The sequence below is a fragment of the Butyricicoccus sp. AF35-5AC genome (assembly GCF_003477715.1).
In the GTDB taxonomy this organism is placed as follows: domain Bacteria; phylum Bacillota; class Clostridia; order Oscillospirales; family Butyricicoccaceae; genus Agathobaculum; species Agathobaculum butyriciproducens.
Map to the genome: position 1 here is coordinate 111,346 of NZ_QUDX01000007.1, position 22,808 is coordinate 134,153.

General features: G+C 51.4%; 26 protein-coding genes, 2 pseudogenes and 1 riboswitch. Of the genes and pseudogenes, 8 read left to right on the forward strand and 20 right to left on the reverse strand.

Going from position 1 to position 22,808, the window contains the following annotated elements; translation table 11 throughout:
* On the reverse strand, positions 1 to 672 hold the full coding sequence (locus tag DWZ82_RS10345; RefSeq protein ID WP_118480661.1) for a prepilin-type N-terminal cleavage/methylation domain-containing protein: 672 nt from the start codon (positions 670 to 672) through the stop codon (positions 1 to 3).
* A 410-nt stretch (positions 673 to 1,082) separates the two neighbouring features.
* On the opposite strand from DWZ82_RS10345, the gene DWZ82_RS10350 reads away from it, so the two are divergent.
* Positions 1,083 to 1,277 carry a hypothetical protein gene (locus tag DWZ82_RS10350; RefSeq protein WP_118564388.1) on the forward strand — a complete coding sequence of 65 codons (195 nt, stop codon included), beginning with the start codon at positions 1,083 to 1,085 and terminating at the stop codon, positions 1,275 to 1,277.
* A gap of 64 nt (positions 1,278 to 1,341) precedes the next feature.
* On the opposite strand, the gene spoVAE is transcribed toward DWZ82_RS10350, so the two are convergent.
* From spoVAE to DWZ82_RS10375, 5 genes are all read right to left on the reverse strand, one after another.
* Entirely contained in the window at positions 1,342 to 1,698 is a 357-nt protein-coding gene (gene spoVAE, locus DWZ82_RS10355; protein ID WP_117751827.1) for a stage V sporulation protein AE, read from the reverse strand.
* The gene (locus DWZ82_RS10360; RefSeq protein ID WP_243022721.1) at positions 1,695 to 2,132 is read right to left on the reverse strand and encodes a hypothetical protein; all 438 of its coding nucleotides are present in this window, start codon (positions 2,130 to 2,132) and stop codon (positions 1,695 to 1,697) included. The genes spoVAE and DWZ82_RS10360 overlap by 4 nt, the downstream gene beginning before the upstream one ends.
* Positions 2,116 to 3,774, reverse strand: coding sequence for a recombinase family protein (locus tag DWZ82_RS10365; protein ID WP_118480665.1), 1,659 nt, complete (start codon positions 3,772 to 3,774; stop codon positions 2,116 to 2,118). The genes DWZ82_RS10360 and DWZ82_RS10365 overlap by 17 nt, the downstream gene beginning before the upstream one ends.
* Before the next feature lie 112 nt (positions 3,775 to 3,886).
* Positions 3,887 to 4,102, reverse strand: a complete 216-nt coding sequence (locus DWZ82_RS10370) for a DUF6870 family protein (RefSeq protein WP_118480667.1) — start codon at positions 4,100 to 4,102, stop codon at positions 3,887 to 3,889.
* A gap of 170 nt (positions 4,103 to 4,272) precedes the next feature.
* Positions 4,273 to 4,821 carry a hypothetical protein gene (locus DWZ82_RS10375; protein WP_147356926.1) on the reverse strand — a complete coding sequence of 183 codons (549 nt, stop codon included), beginning with the start codon at positions 4,819 to 4,821 and terminating at the stop codon, positions 4,273 to 4,275.
* Positions 4,822 to 5,088: 267 nt separating this feature from the next.
* Here DWZ82_RS10375 and DWZ82_RS15175 point away from each other — a divergent pair, with 267 nt between their 5' ends.
* From DWZ82_RS15175 to DWZ82_RS10390, 3 genes are all read left to right on the forward strand, one after another.
* Positions 5,089 to 5,259, forward strand: coding sequence for a hypothetical protein (locus DWZ82_RS15175; RefSeq protein ID WP_158575191.1), 171 nt, complete (start codon positions 5,089 to 5,091; stop codon positions 5,257 to 5,259).
* A gap of 446 nt (positions 5,260 to 5,705) precedes the next feature.
* Complete coding sequence (locus DWZ82_RS10385) at positions 5,706 to 5,960, forward strand: hypothetical protein (protein ID WP_118480673.1); 255 nt, start codon at positions 5,706 to 5,708, stop codon at positions 5,958 to 5,960.
* 586 nt (positions 5,961 to 6,546) lie between these two features.
* Complete coding sequence (locus DWZ82_RS10390) at positions 6,547 to 7,632, forward strand: HipA protein (RefSeq protein ID WP_118480675.1); 1,086 nt, start codon at positions 6,547 to 6,549, stop codon at positions 7,630 to 7,632.
* Between the two features lie 133 nt (positions 7,633 to 7,765).
* On the opposite strand, the pseudogene DWZ82_RS10395 reads toward DWZ82_RS10390, so the two are convergent.
* Positions 7,766 to 8,334: pseudogene (locus tag DWZ82_RS10395) on the reverse strand (recombinase family protein).
* Between the two features lie 55 nt (positions 8,335 to 8,389).
* Here DWZ82_RS10395 and DWZ82_RS10400 point away from each other — a divergent pair.
* Together DWZ82_RS10400 and DWZ82_RS10405 are read left to right on the forward strand one after the other, a co-directional pair.
* Entirely contained in the window at positions 8,390 to 9,052 is a 663-nt protein-coding gene (locus tag DWZ82_RS10400) for an HI0074 family nucleotidyltransferase substrate-binding subunit (protein ID WP_158575193.1), read from the forward strand.
* Complete coding sequence (locus DWZ82_RS10405; protein WP_118480679.1) at positions 9,045 to 9,332, forward strand: nucleotidyltransferase family protein; 288 nt, start codon at positions 9,045 to 9,047, stop codon at positions 9,330 to 9,332. The genes DWZ82_RS10400 and DWZ82_RS10405 overlap by 8 nt, the downstream gene beginning before the upstream one ends.
* A gap of 253 nt (positions 9,333 to 9,585) precedes the next feature.
* Here the strand turns inward: DWZ82_RS10405 and DWZ82_RS15650 are convergent, their stop codons facing one another.
* The 8 genes from DWZ82_RS15650 to DWZ82_RS10440 all read right to left on the reverse strand — a co-directional run bounded on the left by DWZ82_RS15650 (position 9,586) and on the right by DWZ82_RS10440 (position 16,102).
* A complete protein-coding gene (locus tag DWZ82_RS15650) occupies positions 9,586 to 10,086 on the reverse strand; it encodes a hypothetical protein (RefSeq protein WP_243022931.1) in 501 nt (166 codons plus the stop codon).
* Entirely contained in the window at positions 10,028 to 10,417 is a 390-nt protein-coding gene (locus DWZ82_RS15655; protein WP_243022932.1) for a class II glutamine amidotransferase, read from the reverse strand. The genes DWZ82_RS15650 and DWZ82_RS15655 overlap by 59 nt, the downstream gene beginning before the upstream one ends.
* A gap of 1 nt (position 10,418) precedes the next feature.
* Positions 10,419 to 11,381 (reverse strand): zinc-binding protein, encoded by a 963-nt coding sequence (locus tag DWZ82_RS10415; protein ID WP_118480681.1) that lies wholly within the window; start codon positions 11,379 to 11,381, stop codon positions 10,419 to 10,421.
* A 30-nt stretch (positions 11,382 to 11,411) separates the two neighbouring features.
* Positions 11,412 to 11,699, reverse strand: a complete 288-nt coding sequence (locus DWZ82_RS10420) for a DUF960 family protein (protein ID WP_118480683.1) — start codon at positions 11,697 to 11,699, stop codon at positions 11,412 to 11,414.
* A gap of 274 nt (positions 11,700 to 11,973) precedes the next feature.
* Positions 11,974 to 12,666 (reverse strand): MgtC/SapB family protein, encoded by a 693-nt coding sequence (locus DWZ82_RS10425; RefSeq protein WP_118480685.1) that lies wholly within the window; start codon positions 12,664 to 12,666, stop codon positions 11,974 to 11,976.
* Positions 12,667 to 12,679: 13 nt separating this feature from the next.
* Positions 12,680 to 13,405 carry an MgtC/SapB family protein gene (locus tag DWZ82_RS10430; RefSeq protein WP_118480687.1) on the reverse strand — a complete coding sequence of 242 codons (726 nt, stop codon included), beginning with the start codon at positions 13,403 to 13,405 and terminating at the stop codon, positions 12,680 to 12,682.
* Between the two features lie 89 nt (positions 13,406 to 13,494).
* Entirely contained in the window at positions 13,495 to 14,538 is a 1,044-nt protein-coding gene (locus DWZ82_RS10435; RefSeq protein ID WP_118480689.1) for an endonuclease/exonuclease/phosphatase family protein, read from the reverse strand.
* Positions 14,539 to 14,692: 154 nt separating this feature from the next.
* The gene (locus DWZ82_RS10440; protein ID WP_118361188.1) at positions 14,693 to 16,102 is read right to left on the reverse strand and encodes an MFS transporter; all 1,410 of its coding nucleotides are present in this window, start codon (positions 16,100 to 16,102) and stop codon (positions 14,693 to 14,695) included.
* Positions 16,103 to 16,404: 302 nt separating this feature from the next.
* Here DWZ82_RS10440 and DWZ82_RS10445 point away from each other — a divergent pair, with 302 nt between their 5' ends.
* On the forward strand, positions 16,405 to 17,241 hold the full coding sequence (locus DWZ82_RS10445; protein ID WP_158575195.1) for a MurR/RpiR family transcriptional regulator: 837 nt from the start codon (positions 16,405 to 16,407) through the stop codon (positions 17,239 to 17,241).
* 385 nt (positions 17,242 to 17,626) lie between these two features.
* On the opposite strand, the gene DWZ82_RS10450 is transcribed toward DWZ82_RS10445, so the two are convergent.
* From DWZ82_RS10450 to DWZ82_RS10470, 5 genes and pseudogenes are all read right to left on the reverse strand, one after another.
* On the reverse strand, positions 17,627 to 17,785 hold the full coding sequence (locus DWZ82_RS10450; protein WP_118480693.1) for a helix-turn-helix domain-containing protein: 159 nt from the start codon (positions 17,783 to 17,785) through the stop codon (positions 17,627 to 17,629).
* Positions 17,786 to 17,933: 148 nt separating this feature from the next.
* Positions 17,934 to 18,470 (reverse strand): hypothetical protein, encoded by a 537-nt coding sequence (locus DWZ82_RS10455; protein ID WP_118480695.1) that lies wholly within the window; start codon positions 18,468 to 18,470, stop codon positions 17,934 to 17,936.
* A gap of 62 nt (positions 18,471 to 18,532) precedes the next feature.
* Positions 18,533 to 18,910: pseudogene (locus tag DWZ82_RS16070) on the reverse strand (IS256 family transposase); the annotation flags it as partial.
* Positions 18,911 to 18,924: 14 nt separating this feature from the next.
* Complete coding sequence (locus DWZ82_RS16075) at positions 18,925 to 19,416, reverse strand: transposase (protein WP_442861229.1); 492 nt, start codon at positions 19,414 to 19,416, stop codon at positions 18,925 to 18,927.
* 281 nt (positions 19,417 to 19,697) lie between these two features.
* Positions 19,698 to 19,788: riboswitch (cyclic di-GMP riboswitch) on the reverse strand.
* A gap of 207 nt (positions 19,789 to 19,995) precedes the next feature.
* Positions 19,996 to 20,835: a helix-turn-helix domain-containing protein gene (locus tag DWZ82_RS10470; protein ID WP_118361181.1), complete on the reverse strand. Its 840-nt coding sequence runs from the start codon at positions 20,833 to 20,835 to the stop codon at positions 19,996 to 19,998.
* A gap of 304 nt (positions 20,836 to 21,139) precedes the next feature.
* Between DWZ82_RS10470 and DWZ82_RS10475 the strand changes: the two genes are divergently transcribed.
* Entirely contained in the window at positions 21,140 to 22,735 is a 1,596-nt protein-coding gene (locus DWZ82_RS10475) for a solute:sodium symporter family transporter (RefSeq protein WP_118480699.1), read from the forward strand.
* Positions 22,736 to 22,808: the final 73 nt, after the last annotated feature.

Consider the following 22,808-nt stretch of genomic DNA (forward strand, 5'->3'; position numbering starts at 1 on the left):
TTATGATGGGAAAACAAGTTCGCTGATGTTCAGCATACCGCGGATGCCGGTGCAAGACCACCAATAATAGTTCTTGTCGTTGTAATTGCCGTTGGAGTCGGGCACGGCATCAACGGCGGCATTATAATAAACCGAACTATAATAAGAACGGAACATGTTATCACTTATTTTACCGCCTTCAGCGGTTTCGCCAATTTTATAGGCACTATATTGGTTGGTATCACTAAAGTAAAGACCGAGATAGCCACGGTCGGAGTGATAAATAATCGCGTGGATTTGTGCCTTACTATTGATAAGAACGAGAAATTGTCCAGAACCGCCTTTCTGCAGACAAGGTACTTCGGAAAGTTTTGCAATTTTATCGTAGTTGGCTTTCAAATCATAACTATTAGGATTACCATTAGAATTGTTACCAATTACTGTACCTGTACTGTTTGCAAGTGTGGTGTAGGAATTAAGTTTCCAATTTGAAGAACCATATAGTTCGGACATCTCCGTCTGCACGGCTTCATGCAGCATGCGGGTCTCCGCGATGACCTGATCTTTTTTCGCCTTATCAATATATCCTGTCAGTGCCGGAATGAGCAGCGCCGCGAGGATCGCCAAGATCACCAGCACAACGATCAGCTCCACGAGCGTGAAGCCGCGTTTTTTGTTTTTGGAGTACAGCATTTGAAAAAGTTCCTCCTTCCCAATTGCGGGATAAAGTTCGTCTTTCCTAGTATACTCGAAAATATGCAATAAAGCAAGGAGATAGATACAGATAAAGTGCACAAAAATAAAGGGTTCCTGCCAAAAACACAAAAAAGAAATTGGTTAAATCGGAGAAAGTGTTTTGTAAAGCCGCAGAAACATTGAGATTTACAGCAGGGTGTGATAAAATAATATCAACCTGATAAAAAAGAATCACCTGCAGAGACAGGCGATGAGCAGGTCCGCACCGCGTATACAGACGCAGGTGCGCGAGCGGCAGATGCCGACGGATTGCAGCCGGTCGGTTAGTGCCGCAGCTTTCGGTAGACGAAAGCAGGAGAGAGAAATGAAGAGAGAGTATTGGGTTACGGAAATGAAGAAATGGGGCATTGAAAATGCAAATCTATGACTGGGTCAGCATAGGCGTATTGTTCGTTCTCGGTATCTTGTTCTATTTCCGACCGGCATGGCTGTTGAGTGAAGACCGGCAGCAGGCCGATGGCGTGGTAGGCAAGGTACGCACTGTCAGCGCGGCTGCGGTGGTATGCGCCATGGTAATGACCGTGATCTGCGTGATCGGATAAAGAAAGAATTGGCTGCAAAAACGCTCCCGTTCGGAAGGTGGATTCCGAGCGGGAGTGTTATTTTTTACGACTTCGATTGCGGTTTGGACAGCAGCGCGAACAGACAGCCGAACACGATCGCGGCGGCAATACCGCCTGCCGCACCGGTCACGCCGCCGGTGAACACGCCGAGCAGACCGTTCTCCGCAACTGCTTTGGCGACGCCTTTCGCCAGCGAGTATCCGAAGCCGAGCAGCGGCACAGTCGCGCCTGCACCTGCGTAGTCCACGACTGCCTGATACCAGCCGAGCCCCTGCAGGATAACACCGAGCACCACCAGCGAAACGAGCACACGCGCCGGTGTCAGCTTGGTTTTGTCAATCAGCACCTGACACAGCGCACAGATCAGTCCGCCGACCCAGAAAGCGTTCAGATAGTTCATGCTTCGCTCCTTTCCAGTACAACGGCGTGACAGATACCCGCAATCGGCTGTCCCTGCTGCACCGAGGTCGGACTCATCATCGCACCCGTGCCCGCAAACACCAGCCGGTGGATTTTGCCGCGATGCATATCGCGCAGCAGCGGTCCGCAGAGAACTGCCGCTGAGCAGCCGCAGCCTGAGCCGCCTGCATGCGCGTCCTGCTCGTCGCCGAAAATCAGGCTGCCGCAGTCCGAGTAGACCGGGGACAGGTCGATGCTGTCGCCGCGCAGCAGCGTCAGCAGCAGGTCCGCACCGATGTGACCGAGGTCGCCGGTGACGATGCAGTCAAAGTCCCGCGGCTCGGCACCCAAATCCTCCAGCAGTGCGGAAAGGGTGTCGGCAGCAGCGGGGGAAGATGTTATTTTAGGACTATGTGCCTTATGCGGTCTGACCATGCTTGCGGATATACTCCTGTGCGACTGCATAGGCGTCCGAAAACTTAAACTTTATCGTGATTTTTCCGCCCTCATGCACATAAATCATGTCAATCAGTTCGACTACGACTTCGCGCGTTAGACTGGGCAGATTGCGATATTTTACGAATTGTGATACAAACGAATTGGTTTCGTCCACGCCGCTCTGCACCTCGTCAATACGTGCTTGCAGGGACGCAAGACGTGTGTCCAGTTTGGCCTGCTGCTGCTCAAACTGCTCTTTCAGCCGATGGTATTCCTCACGCGAAATATCTCCGGCTTTCCAGTCCGGATACAGGGACAGCTTCATCTGCTCGATGCGTTCGCGCTCGGTTTCAAGCTGTGCCCGCTCGTCAAGCAGAGGCTTAACGGAACGGTTTCGCGTGCCGCTGCGGTTGATCTCGGCAATCAGCTCATCCATCTCGACCGCCAGAGCAATCTGGCTGCGGAGCGTTTCGAGTACGGCCTGCTCCAGCCGGTCGCTGCGGATGGTATGCTTCGTGCAGGCGCCGCTGTGCTGCTTTTTGAATGTCGAGCAGATATAGTAGTAATAGTCGCGATGCGGCTGGGAAATCAGCTTTCGGTTCATTGCCTTGCCGCAGTCCGCGCAGCGAAGAAAACCGGAGAACAGGTAGACTTTGGGCTGTGTTGGTGAGGTGCGCGTATCACGGGCGAACAGGGATTGCGCTTTGGCGAACAGCTCGCTTGAGATGATAGCCTCGTGTGTCTGCTCGACAGTGATCCAGTCCTCCTCGGGCACGGCCTCGCTGACATGCAGCTTATAGCTTTTCATGCGGTTTTTGCCCTGCACCATAGTGCCGGTATAGAGAGGATTGCGCAGGATACGGCGAACCGAACTGTCCGGCCACAGATCGTTCAGCTTGTCCGAGGCCGGATGGCGGTAGTTCATGCCCTGCTGCCGTTTGTAGGCAGATGGATTCGGAATGCTCTTAGCATTCAGCTTTTTGGCAATACCGAGTACGCTTGTTCCGGCGAGAAACCAGTTGAAAATATCGCGGACAACGGCGGCAGCCGGCTCGTCAATCAGCAGCCGACTGTGGTCGTTCGGGTCTTTGCGGTAGCCGTAGGACGCGAACGAGCCGATGAATTTGCCCTGGCGGCGCTTCAGGTCAAGCGAAGCGCGGACTTTATTGGAGATATCGTGCGCGTACTCGTCATTGAGGATGTTGCGGAACGGCACGATCAGGCTGTCCGCCGAGCGCGGGTCGGCAACGCTGTCGATGCGCTCGCTCAGCGCGATGAACCGCACGTTCAGCAGCGGAAACGTGTGCTCAAGGTACTCGCCGACCTTGACGTAGTTGCGTCCCAGTCGGGATAGATCCTTGACGATCACGCAGTTGACGATGCCGGCGCGCAGGTCGTGCATCATGCGTCGGAAATCCGGCCGGTCGAAGTCGGTGCCGGTATAGCCGTCATCAACGTACAGCCGGGACGCGGTCATGTCGGTTTGCGTATCTGCAAACTCGGTCAGCAGCTCGCGCTGACTGATAATGCTGTTGCTCTCCTCGCTGTCGCCGTCCTCGCGGGAAAGACGGATATAGAGCGCGGGTTTCCACAGGACTGTGGATAACTTTTGGGGTTCGTATTTACTTTTTCGTGCCATTGAGTGCCTCCTAAAAAACGGACGGCACGCCGCAGGCTGTGTTTTGCACGTATAGTGTATCACAGCACACGGCGTGCCGCAAGGCTTCGCTTCGGTTATCCGGCTTTTACCATCACTGGAGCCGCTTGCACAGGTTGGTCAGGCAGGATTGCAGACTGGGTGCGCCGTCATCAAACAGCACCTCAACCGCAGTGTCGCCTACGCGGAAGCGGTGTGGGTCGCTGACAGACGAGGCGAACAGGCGCAGGCGCTCGTTCACCGGCAGGGTCGGGTCGATGCGTGCCTCGCGGATGTCGGGCAGGGGACAGGTGGGTGTGGGCTTGAACATAAGGGTTGACCTCCTTTGGTTTGTGTAGATGGTGGGTGCATTGTATATTCTTTCCATTGTCATACTATATATACGACAGTTCGGGATAACCGGATTTCGCCGTATCAGACACCTGCGGAACCGCGCCTGTATTGCGGCTCGATGCCGCAGGGGCTATACTAAAAATAGGCTTATTCGTATGCCTGCTGCTCGAAAAGGTCATACTTCTCGGCGTTGTCACGCAGCGTTTGTACGTCGATCCGCAATACTCGCGGCAGAATGCGGCCCTTTTTATCTGTTCCCAGGTGACAGGTGTTGCTCTTTTCCTCCTGCAGCGTTAACGCCCCGATATCCTTTAGATAGTCGGTGATTTTTCGGCTGGAGAAGTCCTGATAGCCGTTTTGATTACGGATAAACTGAACAAGTGCGGTCGGTTTGATGCCAACTTCGACAGGTCTTCGGTGCTTATCCTCCTTCCGGATGATCCCGTTCCGTTTGAAGAGGTTCGACTTTTTGCGGCACAGTTCAAACTCGTCGTGGTCGATTGCCTCGCAAAGGAGGAAAGCAATATTTCCCTCCTTGAACTGCGACTGAATTTTGGCGAATTCCTCCACCTGCTTGCGGACAGAGCAGTGAATGGCCTCCCAAAATTTTTCGTAGAGAGCATGCTCATTGCTGGAAGGTAATTCCGGCGGTGCAGTCGCGATGATCGGTCTTGCCGGTTTTACCCTTCTTGTCATCGTGCGGTGGAGTGGCCCAGTGGTTATAGTGTTTGAGAAGTTCTGTAATAGCGCATTTGATTTTGAAAATGTTAATTTGTCAAAGAAAAAACTTCGGCATAAGATTGAACAGCAGATGACTGAATTTGCGGAATTCGTTGAAAACAGCAATTTTCCTGGGTACAAAAATAGGAATTTTCGTATTCTTACAGATTTTCTGACTGAGCCCGGAAAAAGAGAAGACTTGAACTCGGATGAGCTTCAGTTTCTCTATACGAGACTTGTTTTTTGGGGACTGAAGAAGATATTACAAAAATTAACATGCGTAGCTATGATGATGAAGCTGACATGAAGTCTTACAAACTGCTGTTTAAAATTCGTGATGAAAATGATTACTTGTTTCAGGCGATCAGTAATATGGTGCATCTGCTGAGCCGTTCAGAGACGAGCGATAAATAGCATGATTATGAGAAAAAACTAATAAAGAAAATTACGGAGGATATCAATAATTGCTATCGGCGATTTGATAACGAACTACTGTATAAAGGTGTGCCTGTAAAGAAGAGAACAGTTTGCAGTAAGACAAGGTGTAACGCAGTTTTTTCGACACCATATATTTACCCTGTACTGCCATTGCTGTTCGTATTAAATGCCATATATAAAGTTAAGGGAGACGGGAATAAGCACGATAAAGCGGAACTGCTGAAGTACAATACCTCCTGCTCTTTAATAGATAATGTGTATGAAACTTTTGTCATAAGTGAAGCGTCAGAGCACTTGCTGGAGAGAGTAGAGGATGTACTGGTAAAACATCTGGTTCTGTATAAAAGAACTGTATTTCCCACTCGAAAAGATTGTTATTCTTTCATTCAGCACCGTATTACCCGCTGTATGGGAAGGAACGGGTGCTGCCTGAACATTACAAAAAGCTGGTTCATAAGTTTACAAATAATTGCCGAAAAGATGAAGACGAAGATAGAGAAGAAATGTTCGATGATATCCAATGGGAAACTGTTAAGGAAATGCGTCCATGCCTAAAAAACGATATACTGCGTTCTTTTACGCCTCGGAGTGCTATAGATTATCTGCCTGCTGATCTTGATCGAAAACCCAACGATGAATCAGATTTACTGCAGCAGAGGAATGAGAAAGAAGAGTGACATATGTTGAACTGCACCCCCATTTGTTAGACAGTATGATATACTATCTAACAGATGGAGTGATTTATTATGCCAAGAGGAAAAATGAATAAACGGGACACGCCAGAATTTAAGGCAACACCGCACAATTAAAGCAGCGGCGCTTTGCGGAAATTTTGTATTCTGATTTTGTTGCGATTTCTTGCAATACGGCAAGTATTGCTGCGAAACCGCGCCTCATCAGTACGCAAAATTTATTCGCAAATCGCTCTTGTTCAATTATGCGGTATTGCCTTAAGAAACTGGTCGTGCAAAACATGATGAAAGAAAAGTTGAGTTACTGCGAAACAGCGAGACGATTTGCAGTAAAGGGCCGGAGGCATTTGCCATAGAGCGCAGAGGACGCAGAAGTTCTGCGGCTACGCACGGAGAATGAATCCATGACACCAAGATCGCCATCCTCGTTCTTGATGAGGAAAACCGGTTTTTTGCGGAGTGGCACAATTTATCAATTACATTGTAGTTCTGGCAGATGCTATGCTACTTTTGCCATTCTGTGTTCAATATGCTATAATTACCTCACCAAAGTGCGAAAGGAGGGCGCCTTATGCGATACATCTTAATGAATAAAGACGAGCCGTGGGCATTGTTCTCCTGTATACAGGACGAATTTGGAGAGGAAAGCGCGGTTCTGCAGGAGTGGTACACCGAATTGCGCCCGCTCGGTCTGCAATCGCTGACGGCGTGGCTTGAGAAGCGTAAAGCACCCAAGCACCGCAAGCACATTGAGCAGCTTCTGGAGCAGTACGGCTGCATCGGTCTGGAGGGCTTTCTTCGTGTGACGCATGCGCTGTCGCTCAACGATACGTTTTGGGTGAAAGAAGAGTCGGAAACGCTCGGCTGGGACAAGGTTTCCCTATATCGAAACGAGTTTGATGCCCTCATCGCGCAGGCGGCTTTCAGCGGCGTGATCAGCGTAGAGTCCCTGTCCTCCACCTCGCCGGAGTTCGGTACGGACGGCTATTACGCAAAATGCTGGGTGCGCGAACCGGACGGAATTTATCTCTACAAGGGCGGCAGCGACACCTATGAAATCGAGCCGCTGTCCGAATTCCTTGCGTGTCAGCTTGCGGTATGTATTTGTCCACAGGCTGTGGATTACGACTTGGATTTCTACCATCATCGGCTGATATCCAAGTGCCGTCTGTTTACCGATGAGCAGGCCGGACTCATCAAAATCAGTGACTTTCCCGACCGGCCGACAACGGTTTCCGAACTGCTGCGGCTGTATACCGGGGTTGGCGCGGAGGACGCGCTCCGCCGTATGTTCGTACTTGACGCGCTCATTCTCAACACAGACCGCCATCTCGGCAATTTCGGCTTCCTGTTCGACAATCAGACGATGGAAATTAAGAAGCCTGCGCCGGTCTTTGACCACAACCGCAGTCTGCTGTTCGATCTGGACGAAGATCAGCTGGCCAATCCGGACTGGTACATCGGCAAGTGCCGTCCGCGTATCGGCGTGGATTTTATCAAGACAGCACACGGTGTGCTGACAGATGAAATTCGACAGGAGCTGAAAAATCTGGACGGCTTTCGATTCAGGCCGCATTCGACTATCGAACTGCCGGAGGAACGGCTGAACCGGCTGTCTGAAATTGTGGAGCAACAGAGAAGATCGATTCTGGCATGACAGGGCTTTGCCTTAGGTCTTGTCGGAAGCATGGATTGAATACAAAAAAACAAATCCGCCGAACCTCGTGCTGTTTTGAGGTTCGGCGGTTAATGTTTAAGGTATAGCGGTAACTAAAGTATACAATGGAATCTTAGTTGTTTGCGGTTTGTTTCGATTTCGCACACCGCCGGTAAAACGTATTCGGCTTCAATCCGGTTTGCCGTATGGCCTCGGTCGCGGTGATTTCGCCGGTATGCCAGCGTGCGACTACCCGCTCGAAATTGTCCGGAAACGACAGTGGCTTGCGACCGGTGTACTTGCCCTGTTCTTTCGCGATAGCAATTCCCTCACGCTGACGCTGCAAGATGTACTCACGTTCGAGTTCTGCGACTGCGGCGAACACAGTCAGCATGAATTTGCCGGTAGGTGTGGTGGTGTCGATGGCCTCCTTGCGGCTGACAAACTCAACTTGCTTTTCAGTCAACCGTGCTACAAGGTCGAGCAAGTCGCGTGTGTTGCGGGCAAAGCGGCTGATCGACTCGACAATAACCGTATCGCCGTGCCGGACGTATTCCATCATGCGGTTCAGCTCTGGACGGTCAGCGTTTTGCCGCTGGCCTTGTCGATAAACAGTTCATCAACGCCGAGGTCGTGCGGCAGGACTTCCTGACGTGCAGTATTCTGGTCCCCGGTGCTGACGCGGATATAGCCGATTTTCATGGTGTATCTCTCCTTTAAGTATGGTATAATGAAAATAATAAGGACGGTGACGCTGATGGATAAGACAATCGAACAGGTAAAACAGTTAGCGCACCGTTATGGAGTGCCGAAACTGGTATTATTCGGTTCGCGTGCCCGCGGCGATCATCACGCCCGTAGCGACTACGATTTTGCGGTATGGGGCTGCACAGCGCAGCAGCGTGCGCAATTCAGCGATGCTGTCGAAAATGATCTGGACTCGCTGTATTCGGTTGATCTGGTGTTTGTCAGCGAACACACCGATGCCGCATTGCTTCAAAATATAGAGAAGGACGGGATTTGCTTGCTGGACCATTACAATACGAAATTCGAAAATCTCACCAATGCTGTTGAACGCTTACGCGGGGGTGTGCAGGCGTATCAAGAGAACCCGGCTAAAATCATCCGCGACGGTGTAATCCAGCGCTTTGAGTTCACCTGCGAGCTGGCGTGGAAAACCACACGCGAGTTTTTGCTCGACCAAGGCTTTACTGAACTGAACAGTCTGAAAGCAACGATGCGTAAGGCGTTCTCGTATGGCCTGATTGACGATGAACAGGCGTGGATTGCACTGCTGAATGCTCGCAACCAGACCTCGCACCTTTATGATGATGCAACCGCACAAGAAATTTACTCTCAGATTGAGAGCGAGTTTGTATCTCTGTTTGATAATCTTATTGAGCAGTTGAAACGTGGTTGATTGCAATAGGGTCGCCGTACTTTCTTTACTTGCTGCCCAGTATGGCGCAAAGCGTGTTTACCTGTTCGGCTCATTCGCTCGCGGCGATATGACGGATTCCAGCGACATTGACCTGCGTATTGACAAGGGCAGTATCAAAGGCTTTCAGCTTGCAGGACTTCTCCTCGATTTGGAGGATTCTCTTGGACGACCAGTCGATCTGGTACCAACCACCAGCCTGGACCAGCGCTTTTTAGATTCTATTCATGATGATGAGGTGTTACTGTATGAAGCCTCTTGACCGAAAACGGTAGGGTATTGCAATAGGATCACACTCCGTTCTGACATATTGCAAAACTCCGAAAGCAACTCTATTGACACAACTTTTCCCTGTTTCACAAGGGTATACCCTATTGAAAGGCTCAAAAAAGTACCGGTTCGCGTGAGCCGGTACTTTTGCGTTCAGTCGTCATCTGACAGCAGATCAGCTAGCAGGCCGATGACCGTCATCACGCCGAGAACGATTTTTGCTGCGTCCATGAAATCACCTCCAATCAGTACGCATATAGCAGCTCGTCGGTCATTTCGTGGAGCAAAGTCGGATCGTAGAGCATTTCTTCGATCTCCTCCTCCGAACAGCCGTAATCGAGAAGTGCTTGCACCTCATCGGCGGTTACGCCGAATGCTTTTGCCACACTGAACAGGTCGTTGTAGTTCTCAGGTGTGTCCTCATAGTAGTCGCGGTAATATGGATAACGCCGCCACCAATGCTCATAGCTGGTTCTTGGTGCGAATGTCCCAGTAGTGATACGGCCATTGCGGTCAATCTTCAATATCTCGCCCTCCTTTGGCTCCAGAATGTCCGTTGGCGCCTTTAAGTGCAGCTTTGTGATCGCTTTGCACAGGATTTCCTGTGTGGAAGCGTACAGCAGGAAGCTATCATAGAACACCACGCAGAGCGGATTATCTCCGACGACGAACCAGATGGAGTTGTCCTTATCCAGATTCGACGCTCGTCTGAGGAAGGTTTTCGTCCATCCGCAGGTCTTTGTCATTCCAGAGAACGCCATTGTGTGCGAGGGCAAAGCTGCTGCCGTCAGCATGACCAAGGAACGGGTGGTTATTCTGGTTAAACTGCGCATTGCCCTGTGTGGTCATACGGGTATGCCCCATAACCGCATTCACGCCGTTCGGAATGTGAATCTTCATCTTTCGAGCGGGAATCGGGCGCTTGTAAATCCGCAGACGGTCTTTGAAGTTATAGACGATGCCGGTTGCATCCGTGCCGCGCACCTGACATTCACGCGCCAGCGTATTCAGGATTTTGTTTTTCGTGTGAGTGCTCAGGCACTCTTTAAAGTCGATTAAGCCGAATAAACTGCACATATTATTCCTCCTCGCTTGCATTTACGGGTTCGTTGACGTACAAACGGCGCTCTTTGAGGTACTGAATCAGCTCTGGTTCATGCACGGTGTCCAGAAAATCAAACCAACTAAGCTCCTGTACAGTGGTGTCGGACATAGCAACAGCCACCTCGACGAGATGATTTACCATCTGCAAGGTGGCTTTGAGGGTATTTAGTTTGAGCGTACCGCGGAATATTCGGATTTCAACCGTGTCCGAGTTGGTAAGGTTGACCGCCGTATAGCGCCCGGCACAGGAGTTTTTCGCATGGCTCATCTGCTCAGACAGCGTAAGGCGAATGCCGTATCGCGCCGCCCAGCGGTTCATCTGGCTCTGTGTGCGGCGGCAGAACCGCAGCAGTTCTGCCCAGAATTTCTCGACAAAGTAGAGCAAACGGGCAATCGCGGCTTCCTGCTGTTCGTAAGTACAGCCAAACGCCAGACGCGAGATGTGAACGTGCAGGCCACAAGTGCCTGCCGCATGACTGAGATAGCCCATGCTCTGCGCTTTACGGAGGATTTCCGCCCACGGCATTTCATTCAGATGGTATGTAAGTGTCATTGGGTGCGTGACAAGTTCCAAACCATCGTCCAAGCTGCCGTCCGTCTTGATATATAAATTCTCCGCGTCTGCATTGGCGATGTTCAACAATTTTTCGGCATTGTAACGGTCTGTGCCGCCGTTGTCGATTTCCAGTGCTACGCCGAAGTGCCGCAGACCCTTGCCGTGGAAAACAAGGTCGGGCGTGTAGCTGTACTCGTGAATGACCGAGCACTGTTCGTCCCAACAGGACGAACAGTAAGCGTTGTCGTCATTATCCCAATACGCGCGGTCGCGATGAATAATGCGGCCGCAGTCATCGCAGAGCCAGTCATTTCCCACTTGAAACATTTCATCTATCGGATGATCTTCACCGCAATTTGCACAAATTCTTGTTTCACTCATTGTCTGTTCCTCCATTTCGTTTGGTAAAACTCAATACTCTTCGGAAAACAGCATAGTAGAATGCGTCAAATTGTCGATGACGAACACCTTCGCATTGACGGAATCGTCACACGGTACATCGAGCTCATAACGATACGGCGGCTGCTCTTGCTCGTGGACGATGTGCTGACCGGTCGGCAATTTCGTCAGCGTGAATACCTGCAAATAGTCCTTTTTCTCAACCTCCATCGTGAGCACTATGTGCCACATCAGGTTGGTCAGCCATGAGGGAATCTCAGCCATCACGCCGCACGTCAGAAATTTTTGACTGTTGAACATATTTGCCTCCTCCTTTTGGGCAAAAAATAAGCTCCTGAGAATATCTCAGGAGCTTCTACATCTATAATATATAGTTAAAAATGAAGGAAAAACAGAAAAAAGTTCTCGCACTGCAACGCGTATTAAATAGAGAAATTCATTTTTGTGTAATCTTTGTAAAAGTGGGGATGTACACTTCATTTTTTACAAAAAAGACGAAAAATTGTGACATAGGACGCGAATTCCATTCGTTTGAAAGCGCAGATTCGTCAGCCTCTTTCTGCGTTCTGTTGTTTTACAGTTCCTCGACCGACACGATGCCTTCACGCTCGCCGACCAGTGTCATCAGACGGTTTACCGTGCAGCTGCGCGGCAGGCGCAGTGTGAAGATCGCACAGGCATTGTGCTCACCGTTTTCCGCCGCACGGGTGATCTGGATATTCAGCACCTTGACATCACATCTGCGGTACAACTGCAGCACATCGTCCAGACACGTTTTATCCTCATATTCCATATACACATTGATCTCGGGAACGTGCTCCAACACACGGTACTCCAGCCGCGAGAACACAAGCTCGGCGAGCATGATGAACACGGTCGCGAGAATGCCGCCCTCGTAGAAGCCGCCGCCAAAGGTGAGGCCGATGATGGCCGAGGTCCAGAGACCAGCCGCTGTGGTCAGACCCTTGACGCGCTGCCGCTTAGTAACGATGATGGTGCCCGCACCGATGAAGCCAATACCCGCCACAACTTGTGCACCGAGGCGCGCCATATCTGTAAAATAGTGCATATTCAGATACAGATACTGACTCGTCAGCGTGGTGATGGCCGCGCCGATGCAGATGAGGATGTGCGTGCGGAAGCCGGCCGGGCGGCGCTTGTACGAGCGCTCGATACCGATAATGCCGCCGCAGATGAGCGCGCAGGCCAGACGCACGAACACGGAAAGCGTCGTCACGTCGCGCAGGCCGTCAAAAACAGATAACATAGCAGTCCACTCCTTACAGATCTTCGATCACGCAAAGGCAGTCCAGCTCCGCCAGATCGGAGAGAAGCTGCGTGTGCGGTATTTTTTCATTGAGGCGGATCGAGAAGATCGCACTTGGGTGCAGCGCCTCGCCACTTTTGTTCCGCTCGATATCGATGTCGTAGATCTGCACGTTCTGCGCTTTCAGCTGATTGATGATGGTACTGATGTCCCCGAGCGAATGGAACTCCATGTACAGATTGATGTCACGCGCGTTCTCCTGTATGTACGCATCCACAATTGGGAACAGGCGGATGCTGAGAAATATCATCGCGAATGCGATGAGCACGCACTCGTAAAATCCTGCGCCGACCGCAAGGCCGGTGCAGGCCGACGCCCACAGACCAGCGGCAGTGGTCAGGCCCTTGACCTGCTGGCGGCCGGTAACAAGAATGGTTCCTGCGCCCAGAAAGCCGATGCCGTTGATGACCTGTGCGCCGAAACGCGAAACGTCGGTTTTTATGCCGATCTCTGCGCAAATATCCGACCACGGCCCTGTCACCATGGTAAATTCGTACAGGCTGAGCAGCACGGTCAGCGCCGCGCCAAGACAGACGAGCATATAGGTGCGGAAACCGGCCGGACGGCGCTTGCGTCCGCGCTCCAGACCGATGCAGCCGCCGAGCAGCATCGCAAGGGCGAGCCGCACTACGACCGAGGCGAAATGAAGTTCGCGCAGGTATTGTATCATTCCACTCATTTGATGTAGGTTCTCCTCACTCGATAAAAAGTGCACACGCTGCCAATATGTATGCAGCGTGTGCAGCTTTCTACAATAGATTTCAGTATTTACTTTGCGAATCGACAGTCTGCCCAGCAGGCGTTATGGTCGGACAGCTCAGGACCGGTGAACTTCGCCAGCGTGCTGCCCGGCTCGGCCCAGGTGCAGTCCTTCGTTTCGGTCGAAATCGTGCCGTGATCGACGCATTCCATGCCGCGCGCCATCAGCCAGTCCAGCTTAAGCAGCATGCTCTTGCCGCCCGGCATCGGCTTGCGGCGCGTGCCCTCGATGCTGCTGAACTCGCGGTAGGAGAAGCCGTTCTCCTCCGACTGCGGCAGAACACGCTCGTACTGCTCAACGTGCTCCATGTGCTTGGAGAGACGCTCCGGGTCGTTGAACAGCTTGGTAAATCCCGGAATGTCGTTGCCGTCGAACGTATTGGTGTTCAGATCGCCGCCGATCATGACCGGTGTGTCCGGCGCGAACGAACGCTTGATCTCATCATATACGACTGCCATCTGGGCTTCGCGGCCCTCGCTGTCCGCACGGTTCTCCAGATGAACGCTGACCGCGCCGACCTCGCGTCCGCCGATGTCGAGCGAGCAGACGATGGCGACACGTGCGCCGATGCGCTTCTGGCGGTCATAGTACCAGTTGTACTGCTCGGGCATATGGATGACCTTCGCCCAGCGGATGGGCCAGCGGGAGAACAGGGCGTTGCCGTGGAAGCCCTTGTTGTCCTCGGGATTTACCAGCTCGATAAACTCCAGACCGTAGGCGTAATTCATGCCGATGGATTTCGCGATTTCGTAGGCAACGTTGCAGTTGCCCGAGCGGACCGCGCCGTCATCCAGCTCGTTGGCGTAGATGATGTCCATGTTTTTGAGGTCGGGACACATATTGAGAAAGTCGATGGTTTCGTGAAGCGTCTGGCCGCGCTCGATGTTGAATACAACGTGACGCAGCGTTTCGGGCACCTCGGCGGGCGCATCCACGAGGTTGTGCACCTCGCACTGCTGATACTGCGGGATTTTTTCCATGACCTTGAACTGGCCGAGCGCCGGGACGAGATTACCGAGTTCGATGCGTTTTTCGTAGGACAGGGTTTCCATTTGTTACACGCCTTTCATATAAATGGTGGATATTCGCGGAATTTTATTTGAGGTAGAATATGGGGGCAGCCGGCAGGAATGCTTGACTCCGCCGGCTGTTCCATATAAGGGAAGAAAAAGATGATGCGTAAAAATGAGGGAGTGCGGGGGGAAATCAGGCGTTTGCGGTCGCCTTTGCTGCCTCGGCAGCTTCGCGCTGCTTCATCTCGGTGATAATGCGCGGATAGATCTTATCGAGCTTGTAGAAGATCAGCAGAACGCCGATGCCGCCCCAAGCGATGATGTTGCCGATGATGTAGATGGCGATGAGCATCTGAGACTGTGCGGCATTGATGGTTGCGGTGCCGGCGAAGCCTACAAGGCTCATCAGGGCGCCGAAGATTGCGCTGGTCATGCCGGAGCCGAACTTCTGGCCGGCGGTGGTAGCAGATACCATCAGGCCCTGTACGCGGATGCCGCTCTTCCATGCGCCATATTCGATAACGTCAGCCAGCATGGAGTACTTGACGCCGCGGAAGCAGCCCTTGCCGATGCCGCGCATAACGCAGGCGAACAGCGCAAGATTGAGGGCGCTCGGGTTGATGAACAGGGAAACCGTGCCGATAACGGCGACGATCGCACCGATCAGCGCTACGTTGCGCTTGCCGAACTTGGCGATGAACGGGGAGAGGACAAGAACGGTGACGATCTGCGGAATGGATTCGAAGGATGCGAGTGCGCCGAGCAGGTCGCGGTTGCCGAGGATGTACTGCGCGTAGTATGCGTTGCAGGTGCCGGTAACTGCCTCATAGAAGGACAGGAACACAGCGAGCATGAAGAACATGATGAAGTACTTGTTGGTGACGCAGAGCTTGATGCCCATCCAGAGCGGAACGTTCTTGCCGTCCTTGGTCTTGGTCTCTTCCTTGACGCGCTCGTGGCAGTTCTTGAAGCAGATGAACAGCATGATGATGGAAACGATGGCGTAGAGGATGGAAACCTCGATCCATGCCTGCTGGGTGTCACCCAGACGGGTGACGAGCGGGAAGGTAATGGCGGTGATGACCATGTTGCCGAGGGCGGACATACCGGTACGGAACAGGTTGACAACGGCGCGCTGGTCGGTGTCGCGGGTCATCAGGGTAGCCAGCGTTGCATACGGAAGGTTGAGTGCGGTGTAGACAACGGTGGTGCAGAAGTTATAGGTGATGAAAACGTAAATGCCCTTGACGATCGGGGTTGCGGGCGGAACGGTGAACAGCAGGATGGCTGCGATGCCGTACGGAATCATCATCCAGAGAATCCATGCACGGGATTTGCCGTGCTTGGAATGCGTGCGGTCAACCAGATGACCGATAAGTACGTCGGAAATACCATCGAAGAAACGGGAGAACAGCATGATGGTACCGATCATAGCCGCCGAGATACCGACTACGTTGGTGTAGAAGTAAATCAGCAGCGAGGTTGTCAGGGCGTAGACAACGTTACAGGCAACGTCGCCGAGGCCGTAGGAAAACTTTTCCTTGAGATGGATTTTCTCAAATTCCTTATCACCCGCGAAAGTCGGGTTACTGGATTTGCCCATGGTTTTGCTCAGTCCTTTTTTTATTTTCTTTTCTTTTCAGTTGCAGCGATACAGACCGTTCGGTGCGCCGGGCGCATCGGGAGTGGGTCTGCCTTTGAGACGTTGTCCGGACTCGTCTCTCGCTATACCCTTTCAGTGGAAGTCCGTTCCACCGAACATCTACAAGTATAGCACTGAGCGGAATAAAATTCAATAAATCATATTGTAAAAAGAATAATATTCAATTTTGTGCATTCTTCACAAGGTCGATGTTTTGTGATACAATGAAATCACTATATGATGCGGAAGTGCAGGGTGATTGCATGGACAAGAACGTTTATGCCGCAATTCAGTCGCAGTATTCGACTTTATCCAAGGTTGGAAAGCGGATTGCGGACTATATCTTAGCCGATCCGGTACATATTACCTCGATCAGCATTCAGCAGATGGCGGCCGAGCTTGACATCGCGGAGTCGAGTATTATTCGATTCTGCAAGATCGTCGGCTGCGCGGGCTTCAGCGAGGTAAAGCTGCTGCTGGCGAAATATTCTCCCAAGTCGGTGCGCACGATTTTTGAAGATCTGTCCGAAACCGATAGTATTTCGACCATTTCGGAGAACGTGTTCAGCCGGAATATCGACACGCTCGAGCGGGCGCTCCAGCTGCTTGATTTCGAGAAAATCGAGCAGGCGGTGGGGGTGCTCAACCGGGCGGAGAATATCCTCATCCTCGGCGTCGGCGCGTCCGGCACCATCGCGGAGGACTTCTACATCCGCCTCATGCGCATCGGCATCCGCGCGGTTTCGCTGACCGATTCGCACCTGATGCAGATTCAGGCGAGCCAATGCGGCCCGGATACGGCGGTCATCGCCATCTCGCATACCGGCAAGACGTGCGAAATCGTGTCGGCCGTGCGTACCGCGAAGGAGTGCGGCGCGCCGACCATCGGCATCACCGGCTACCCGGATACGCCGCTCAAAGAGGTCAGCGACATCTGCCTTGAGCTGTATTCGCCCGAGCAGCTTTTCGTGTCGCCGCGCGTGGCGCAGTTCTCCCTCATCGACACGCTTTATGTCAGCCTTGCTATCCGCCGCAAGGACAGCGTCGTACAGAATATTGAACGCATGAATGAAGTGCTCCTGCCATTTCGCATTGATTGATCATTTCTGATCCTGTGTGTGGAATTTGATGCTTGAAAGATATATTGCATCATTGCATCTGTATCGTATATGTGCTGCGATCGGATCAAAGAGATTATGCTAACGATCTAGCATTGTTTCAGTCAATGCTGTCCCTGTCTCATGTTCCCGTTTGATTATTGCGATTAACTGCGCCGATAAAGCAGCGCCAATCTCGCGACATAGCACATCTCTGACGGCAGCTCAGATTGCCAATCTGGAACATCAGCGAAAATATATCAGCCAAACTCTTCATCTTCCACAGGATCAAATTATATTTTACAGCGCGAAAGAAAACTTTATCTGGATGTGTTGATGCGGAAAATATACGGCTATATGATCCAATAGGTATGTTTACAAATTCACCTCAAAAAAACTCCATAATCCCCGCCTTCCGCACCCTCCACTCCCGGCCAACCTTTACGGCCGGGAGTTCTTCGTTTGCGATCATTTTGCGGATCTGCTGGCGCGTGGTCTTGAGCAGGGCGGCCGTCTCTTTGACGGTTAGGATTTCATCGTTCGGCATAGAAAACCTCCATCAACATAGGTGAAAACGCATTTCACTTTAATTCATGTATGCTTATTCTAATGTTGGCGATTGATTGTCAAATCGCACCGTTTAAGCAGACACAAATACCCTGTAACAAGCCTTTATCCGAACCATTTCCAGTACGTTAACTCGATGAATGCTTATTGGCGCCTTTGAATCTTTCATTGGAATTTGAATATTGGCCGAACTTAACCGCACTGTAGTGGAGGATAGGAAAGGATTTCTTGAAAATATCCAAACGATCTTGAACATCCGCCTTGCGGTCATAATACAGATTGCAGGTCAAATCATACCTCGACAGCTTAAACCCCTTGAGCCGCCGGTCAACGCCGATCTTATCAAGGATATTCCGCAGGTGGTGCTTTAGCTGTTGAACAGACTTTTCGTCAGCTTGAAATAATGCAGTCGGTTCATAGGTACTGGCGAGCGGAGAAGACGGGTTAACAATCAGTATCAGCCAGCACGGATGCGAGATGGATTGCCCTAAGTGAATTTCAACGCCGATGGACTTGAACTGCGGCATCTGGTAATATGACGAAAGCCCTGATTTCCCTTTGCCGGTACGAATGCACTCATTTTGTTCGATAATATTCTGAATTTCGGAATATTTGCATTGAAATTTTAGTGAAAAGGTATGAATACCGTACTCGTTCGTAATCATCTGCTGTTCCTCCGTTTCTGAGCACATACTGTGCAGCGTTTACAGGTTTTCGGCTCATGCTGCAGCATTTTGAAAAGACTGTCATCGGTCGGAAACACGGATTTCGACTTGGTTACCTTCCTGAGCTGACGGTTAAAGCCTTCAATCGTGTTGGTCGTATAGATCAGCCGTCGGAGTGCCTGAGGAAACTTGAAATAGGTACTGAGATTTGCCCAGTTATCCCTCCATGACTGAGAAATCTTAGGATATTTCTTGTCCCAGTGTTCTGCAAACGTGTCTAACGCGTCCAAAGCAGCCGATTCATCTACCGCTGCGTAGACTGCTCTCAAGTCAGCCATAAGTGCCTTCAAATCCTTGTAAGAGACATATTTGCCGGAATTTCGAAGCTGATGGATGATGCAGTTCTGGATTTCCGTCTTGGGATAGACCGCCTCAATTGCCGCAGAAAAACCGGTCAAATTATCCGTACAGCAATGAAAATATCCTCGATGTCCTGGCTGATGCTGGTCTGATTTTTCCGCAGCACCTTGGGTTCGAATTCGCTCTTGCGATCCCGCGGCACAGATACCTCTACATCGCCAAAACTGGTGCGCAGGGTTTTGCTGCTGCGCCCGTTCCGGCCGTTATCCGTGTCCTTGTTCTTGTAGTCATACCGGCTGTAGCCCAGTTGATCGTCCAGCTCGGCCTCCAGACCGTTTTCCATGAACTCGGTGTTAGGTTTAAGTCTAGTCTGCCACATAGCCTCGATTGCGGTAATCTCTCCGGCACGCCATCGGGAAACAACCCGCTCGTAGTTGTCCGGCAGCGGTATCGGCTTGCGTCCGGTGTACTGGCTCTTTGTCTTGGCAATGGCGATACCCTCGCGCTGGCGCTGGAGGATGTACTCGCGTTCGAGTTCTGCGACCGCCGCAAACGCCACAGTCGGCGCCATTGTCGCAACAAACACAATGATACTATTGCCGATAACAATCGTTTTTCATAACTTTCCCTCCGTATTTTATCTGCTTTAACGGCTTCAAATTTAAATAAAAAAACGCTTTCAAGACATGGCTACTCATGACTTGAAAGCGTTTTTATATCTTTGTTGGAACAGCACAAAAGGGCAGAGTTTTACCTGCTCTGCGAGCAGTGTATTGCACCGCGAATCGGCTTGCCATATTCTTTTGACGGCGTACACCTCCTTCTGCCAAATAAAGCGCAGAAGAGGTTAACAGCGTCTTCGCTGATGCTTACAACCGGCTGTCATTGCGGCGTTCGCCGCCTTAGACCCTTCCGGCTTTGCGTCCCCCATCTTTCGATGGGTTTGCCTATCTCTCAGACACCGTATATGTACCTGATTTTTGATTGTTATACCATAATCTGTATAAGCACGCGATTGGTCTGTTATACGATTCGTGTCATAAAAACGACATTTCGCGCAGCAATCTGATGAATATCACCGTTCGGATAGCACAGCTGCGCTGCGCTTGCCTGTCTGTACACGCGACCGTTTCATCCTGTGGACGCAGTACGGAGAGTGTGCTTTTTATTTCCACTGGGTGCGGTACTGATGCGGGGTAATGCCGGTGCTCTTACGGAAGGCCATAATAAAGTGCGAAGCACTGGAGAAACCGCAGTTATCTGCGATGGTCTCAATACTCTGCGAGGTGGTGAGCAGCTGCTGCTTTGCGGCGCTCAGACGCACAGTCTGCAAAAACTGATGCGGTGTTGCCGACTGGTATTCCTTAAACTTACGCATATAGTAGCAGGTGCTGAGCGCAGCACGCTGGGACAGGTGTTCGATGGAGAGCGATTTGTCCGCAAAATTGTACGTCATATAGTCGGCTGAGTCCTGAATGGCGATCTCGAGATCGCTTTTTTTCTTTTCCCCGAGCACGAGCACGAGCAGAACGAGCAGCTTGTTGATCGTCAGGGAAATAATATGAGGATTGGGCTGGTTCTGGTGCACCGAGACCATGATGCGGCGGACACATTCCTCAATCTCGGCATTGCTTCCGGTGGGCAGGATGAACCCGTGCGTATTGAGGATAAGATGTGTATAGGCCGTGCTGCCGTTGCCTGCAAAGTGGAACCAGCGCATGCGAATCGGTGTGAGGGCGTGATAGCTGTGCGGTTCTCTGCAGTCAAGCAGAATCAGGCTGCCGGGACCGGCAGTGCGTGTTTCACCGCGGTAGGTGACCGACAGTTCGCCTTCATCTACAATAAGCATCTGGCAGATATCCAGATAATTACGCTGCATACCGTATGTTTCGTCGCAATGGTAGCTGCCTGCGTGCGGAACATGGTACAGGTTAGTCGCGGTGAAGGCATCTGCATCGTGGTAATAGCGGACAGAATCTGCCAGAATACCCATATCGTTAAGCATAATTGGTGTCAACTCCTTTTTTTGTACCATATCATGGTATGGAAATGCTGTCATTCGCTTTTCTTATACAATTATATCAAAAAATAATACTGATAAAAAGTATAAAATTTTGATATTTTATTATTATCCTGTGTAGTGATGAATGTGAGAATTTGATATATGATAGGTACAACGAAAGGGAAACGAACAAAAACACAAAAAATAGTTTCTTTTGAGTTAAAAAGACGAAGGGAAAAGAAAAAACCAGAATAGGAAATTCTACAATATAATAGGATTTTTTTATTCAGAAGAGGGGTTGAAACATTTGATTATCATTTTAACATTCATCGCCTTCACCGGTCTGGTGGCCTTGATCTCATGGTACAAGACCAAGGAGGAGAACCTGTCCACCAAGGAAGGCTACTTCCTTGCAGGACGCGGACTGACCGGTCTGGTCATCGCCGGTTCACTGGAAATGACCAACCTGTCCACCGAACAGCTGGTCGGACAGGCCGGACAAAGCTATTCGACCAACATGGGCGCCATGAGCTGGTCGGTAAACGCAAGTATCGCGCTGCTGGCGCTGGCACTGATCTTCCTGCCGAAGTATCTGAAAGCCGGCATCACCACCATTCCGGAATTTCTGGAGGTTCGATTTGACCGCACCACCAAGCAGATCATCTCGTTCCTGTTCCTGCTCGGCTACATGCTTACTTACCTGCCAACCGTACTATACTCCGGTGCGCTGGCCTTCAACCAGATTTTCCATCTGGATCAGCTGTTCGGCATCACCACTTATCAGAGTATTGCGATCCTGTGTGTTGCAATCGGCGTTATCGGTTCCATCTACGCAATCTTCGGTGGCCTGAAGGCAGTTGCGGTATCTGATACCGTAAACGGCGTGGGCCTGCTGATCGGCGGTCTGCTGATTCCGATCCTGTCCATCTGCATCCTCGGCAACGGCAGTTTCCTTGCCGGTATTCAGGACTTCATCACCAATGTTCCGGCAGAAAAGTTCAACGCGGTCAATCCGGCGAACGCCCTGCCTCCGATGATTCCGTGGCCGGTCCTGTTCCTCGGCATGCTGTTCAACAACCTGTTCTACTGGTGCACCAACCAGTCCATCATCCAGCGCACGCTGGCAGCAAAGAATCTGGCGCAGGCACAGCGCGGCGCAGTGTTCACCGCCTTCCTCAAGCTGCTGGATCCGTTCTTCATCACCATCTGCGGTCTGCTGGCTTACCGCTTCTTCGGAGACGGCTTGGCAAACAGCGACCTGGCATATCCGTCTCTGATCACCACGGTTGTTCCGAACTGGCTGCTCGGCATCATCGCAGCGGTTCTGTTCGGTGCGATCCTGTCGTCCTTTAACTCGGCACTGAACAGCTGTGTAACGCTTTACACGCTGGACTTCCACCGTCCGCTGTTCAACCAGACCGCAAGCGACTCTCATCTGGTAAGCGTAGGCAAGCGCGTTGGTACCGGTCTTGCGATCGTATCCATCTGCGTAGCGCCGTTCGTCAGCAATGCACCGTCCGGTCTGTATGACTTCCTGCAGGAGTGCTTCGGCTTCTACTCCATGCCGATCCTCGCGATCGTGCTGGTAGGCTTCTACACCAAGCGCGTTCCGGCCTGTGCACCGAAAATTACGCTGGTCGTACACGTTATCCTGTACTCGATCTCCAAGTTCCTGCCGCTGAATGTGCATTACCTGTATGTTCTTTCGGTACTGTTCCCGGTAGACCTGGCACTGATGCTGCTCATCGGCAAGTTCAAGCCCCGTGCTACCGACTTTATCCTCGAGGATTCCAAGGCTGTTGACCTGACCCCGTGGAAGTATGTAAAACCCGCCGCGCTGACCTGCTTCATCCTGATGCTTTGCGTCTACGCGTTGTTCTCTCCGATCGGTCTGGCTCGATAATGAGCCGGACCCCGGAAACCATTCAACTATTCACATTGTAAGAAACGCACAAGGCGTTTTCGATAAAATCCAA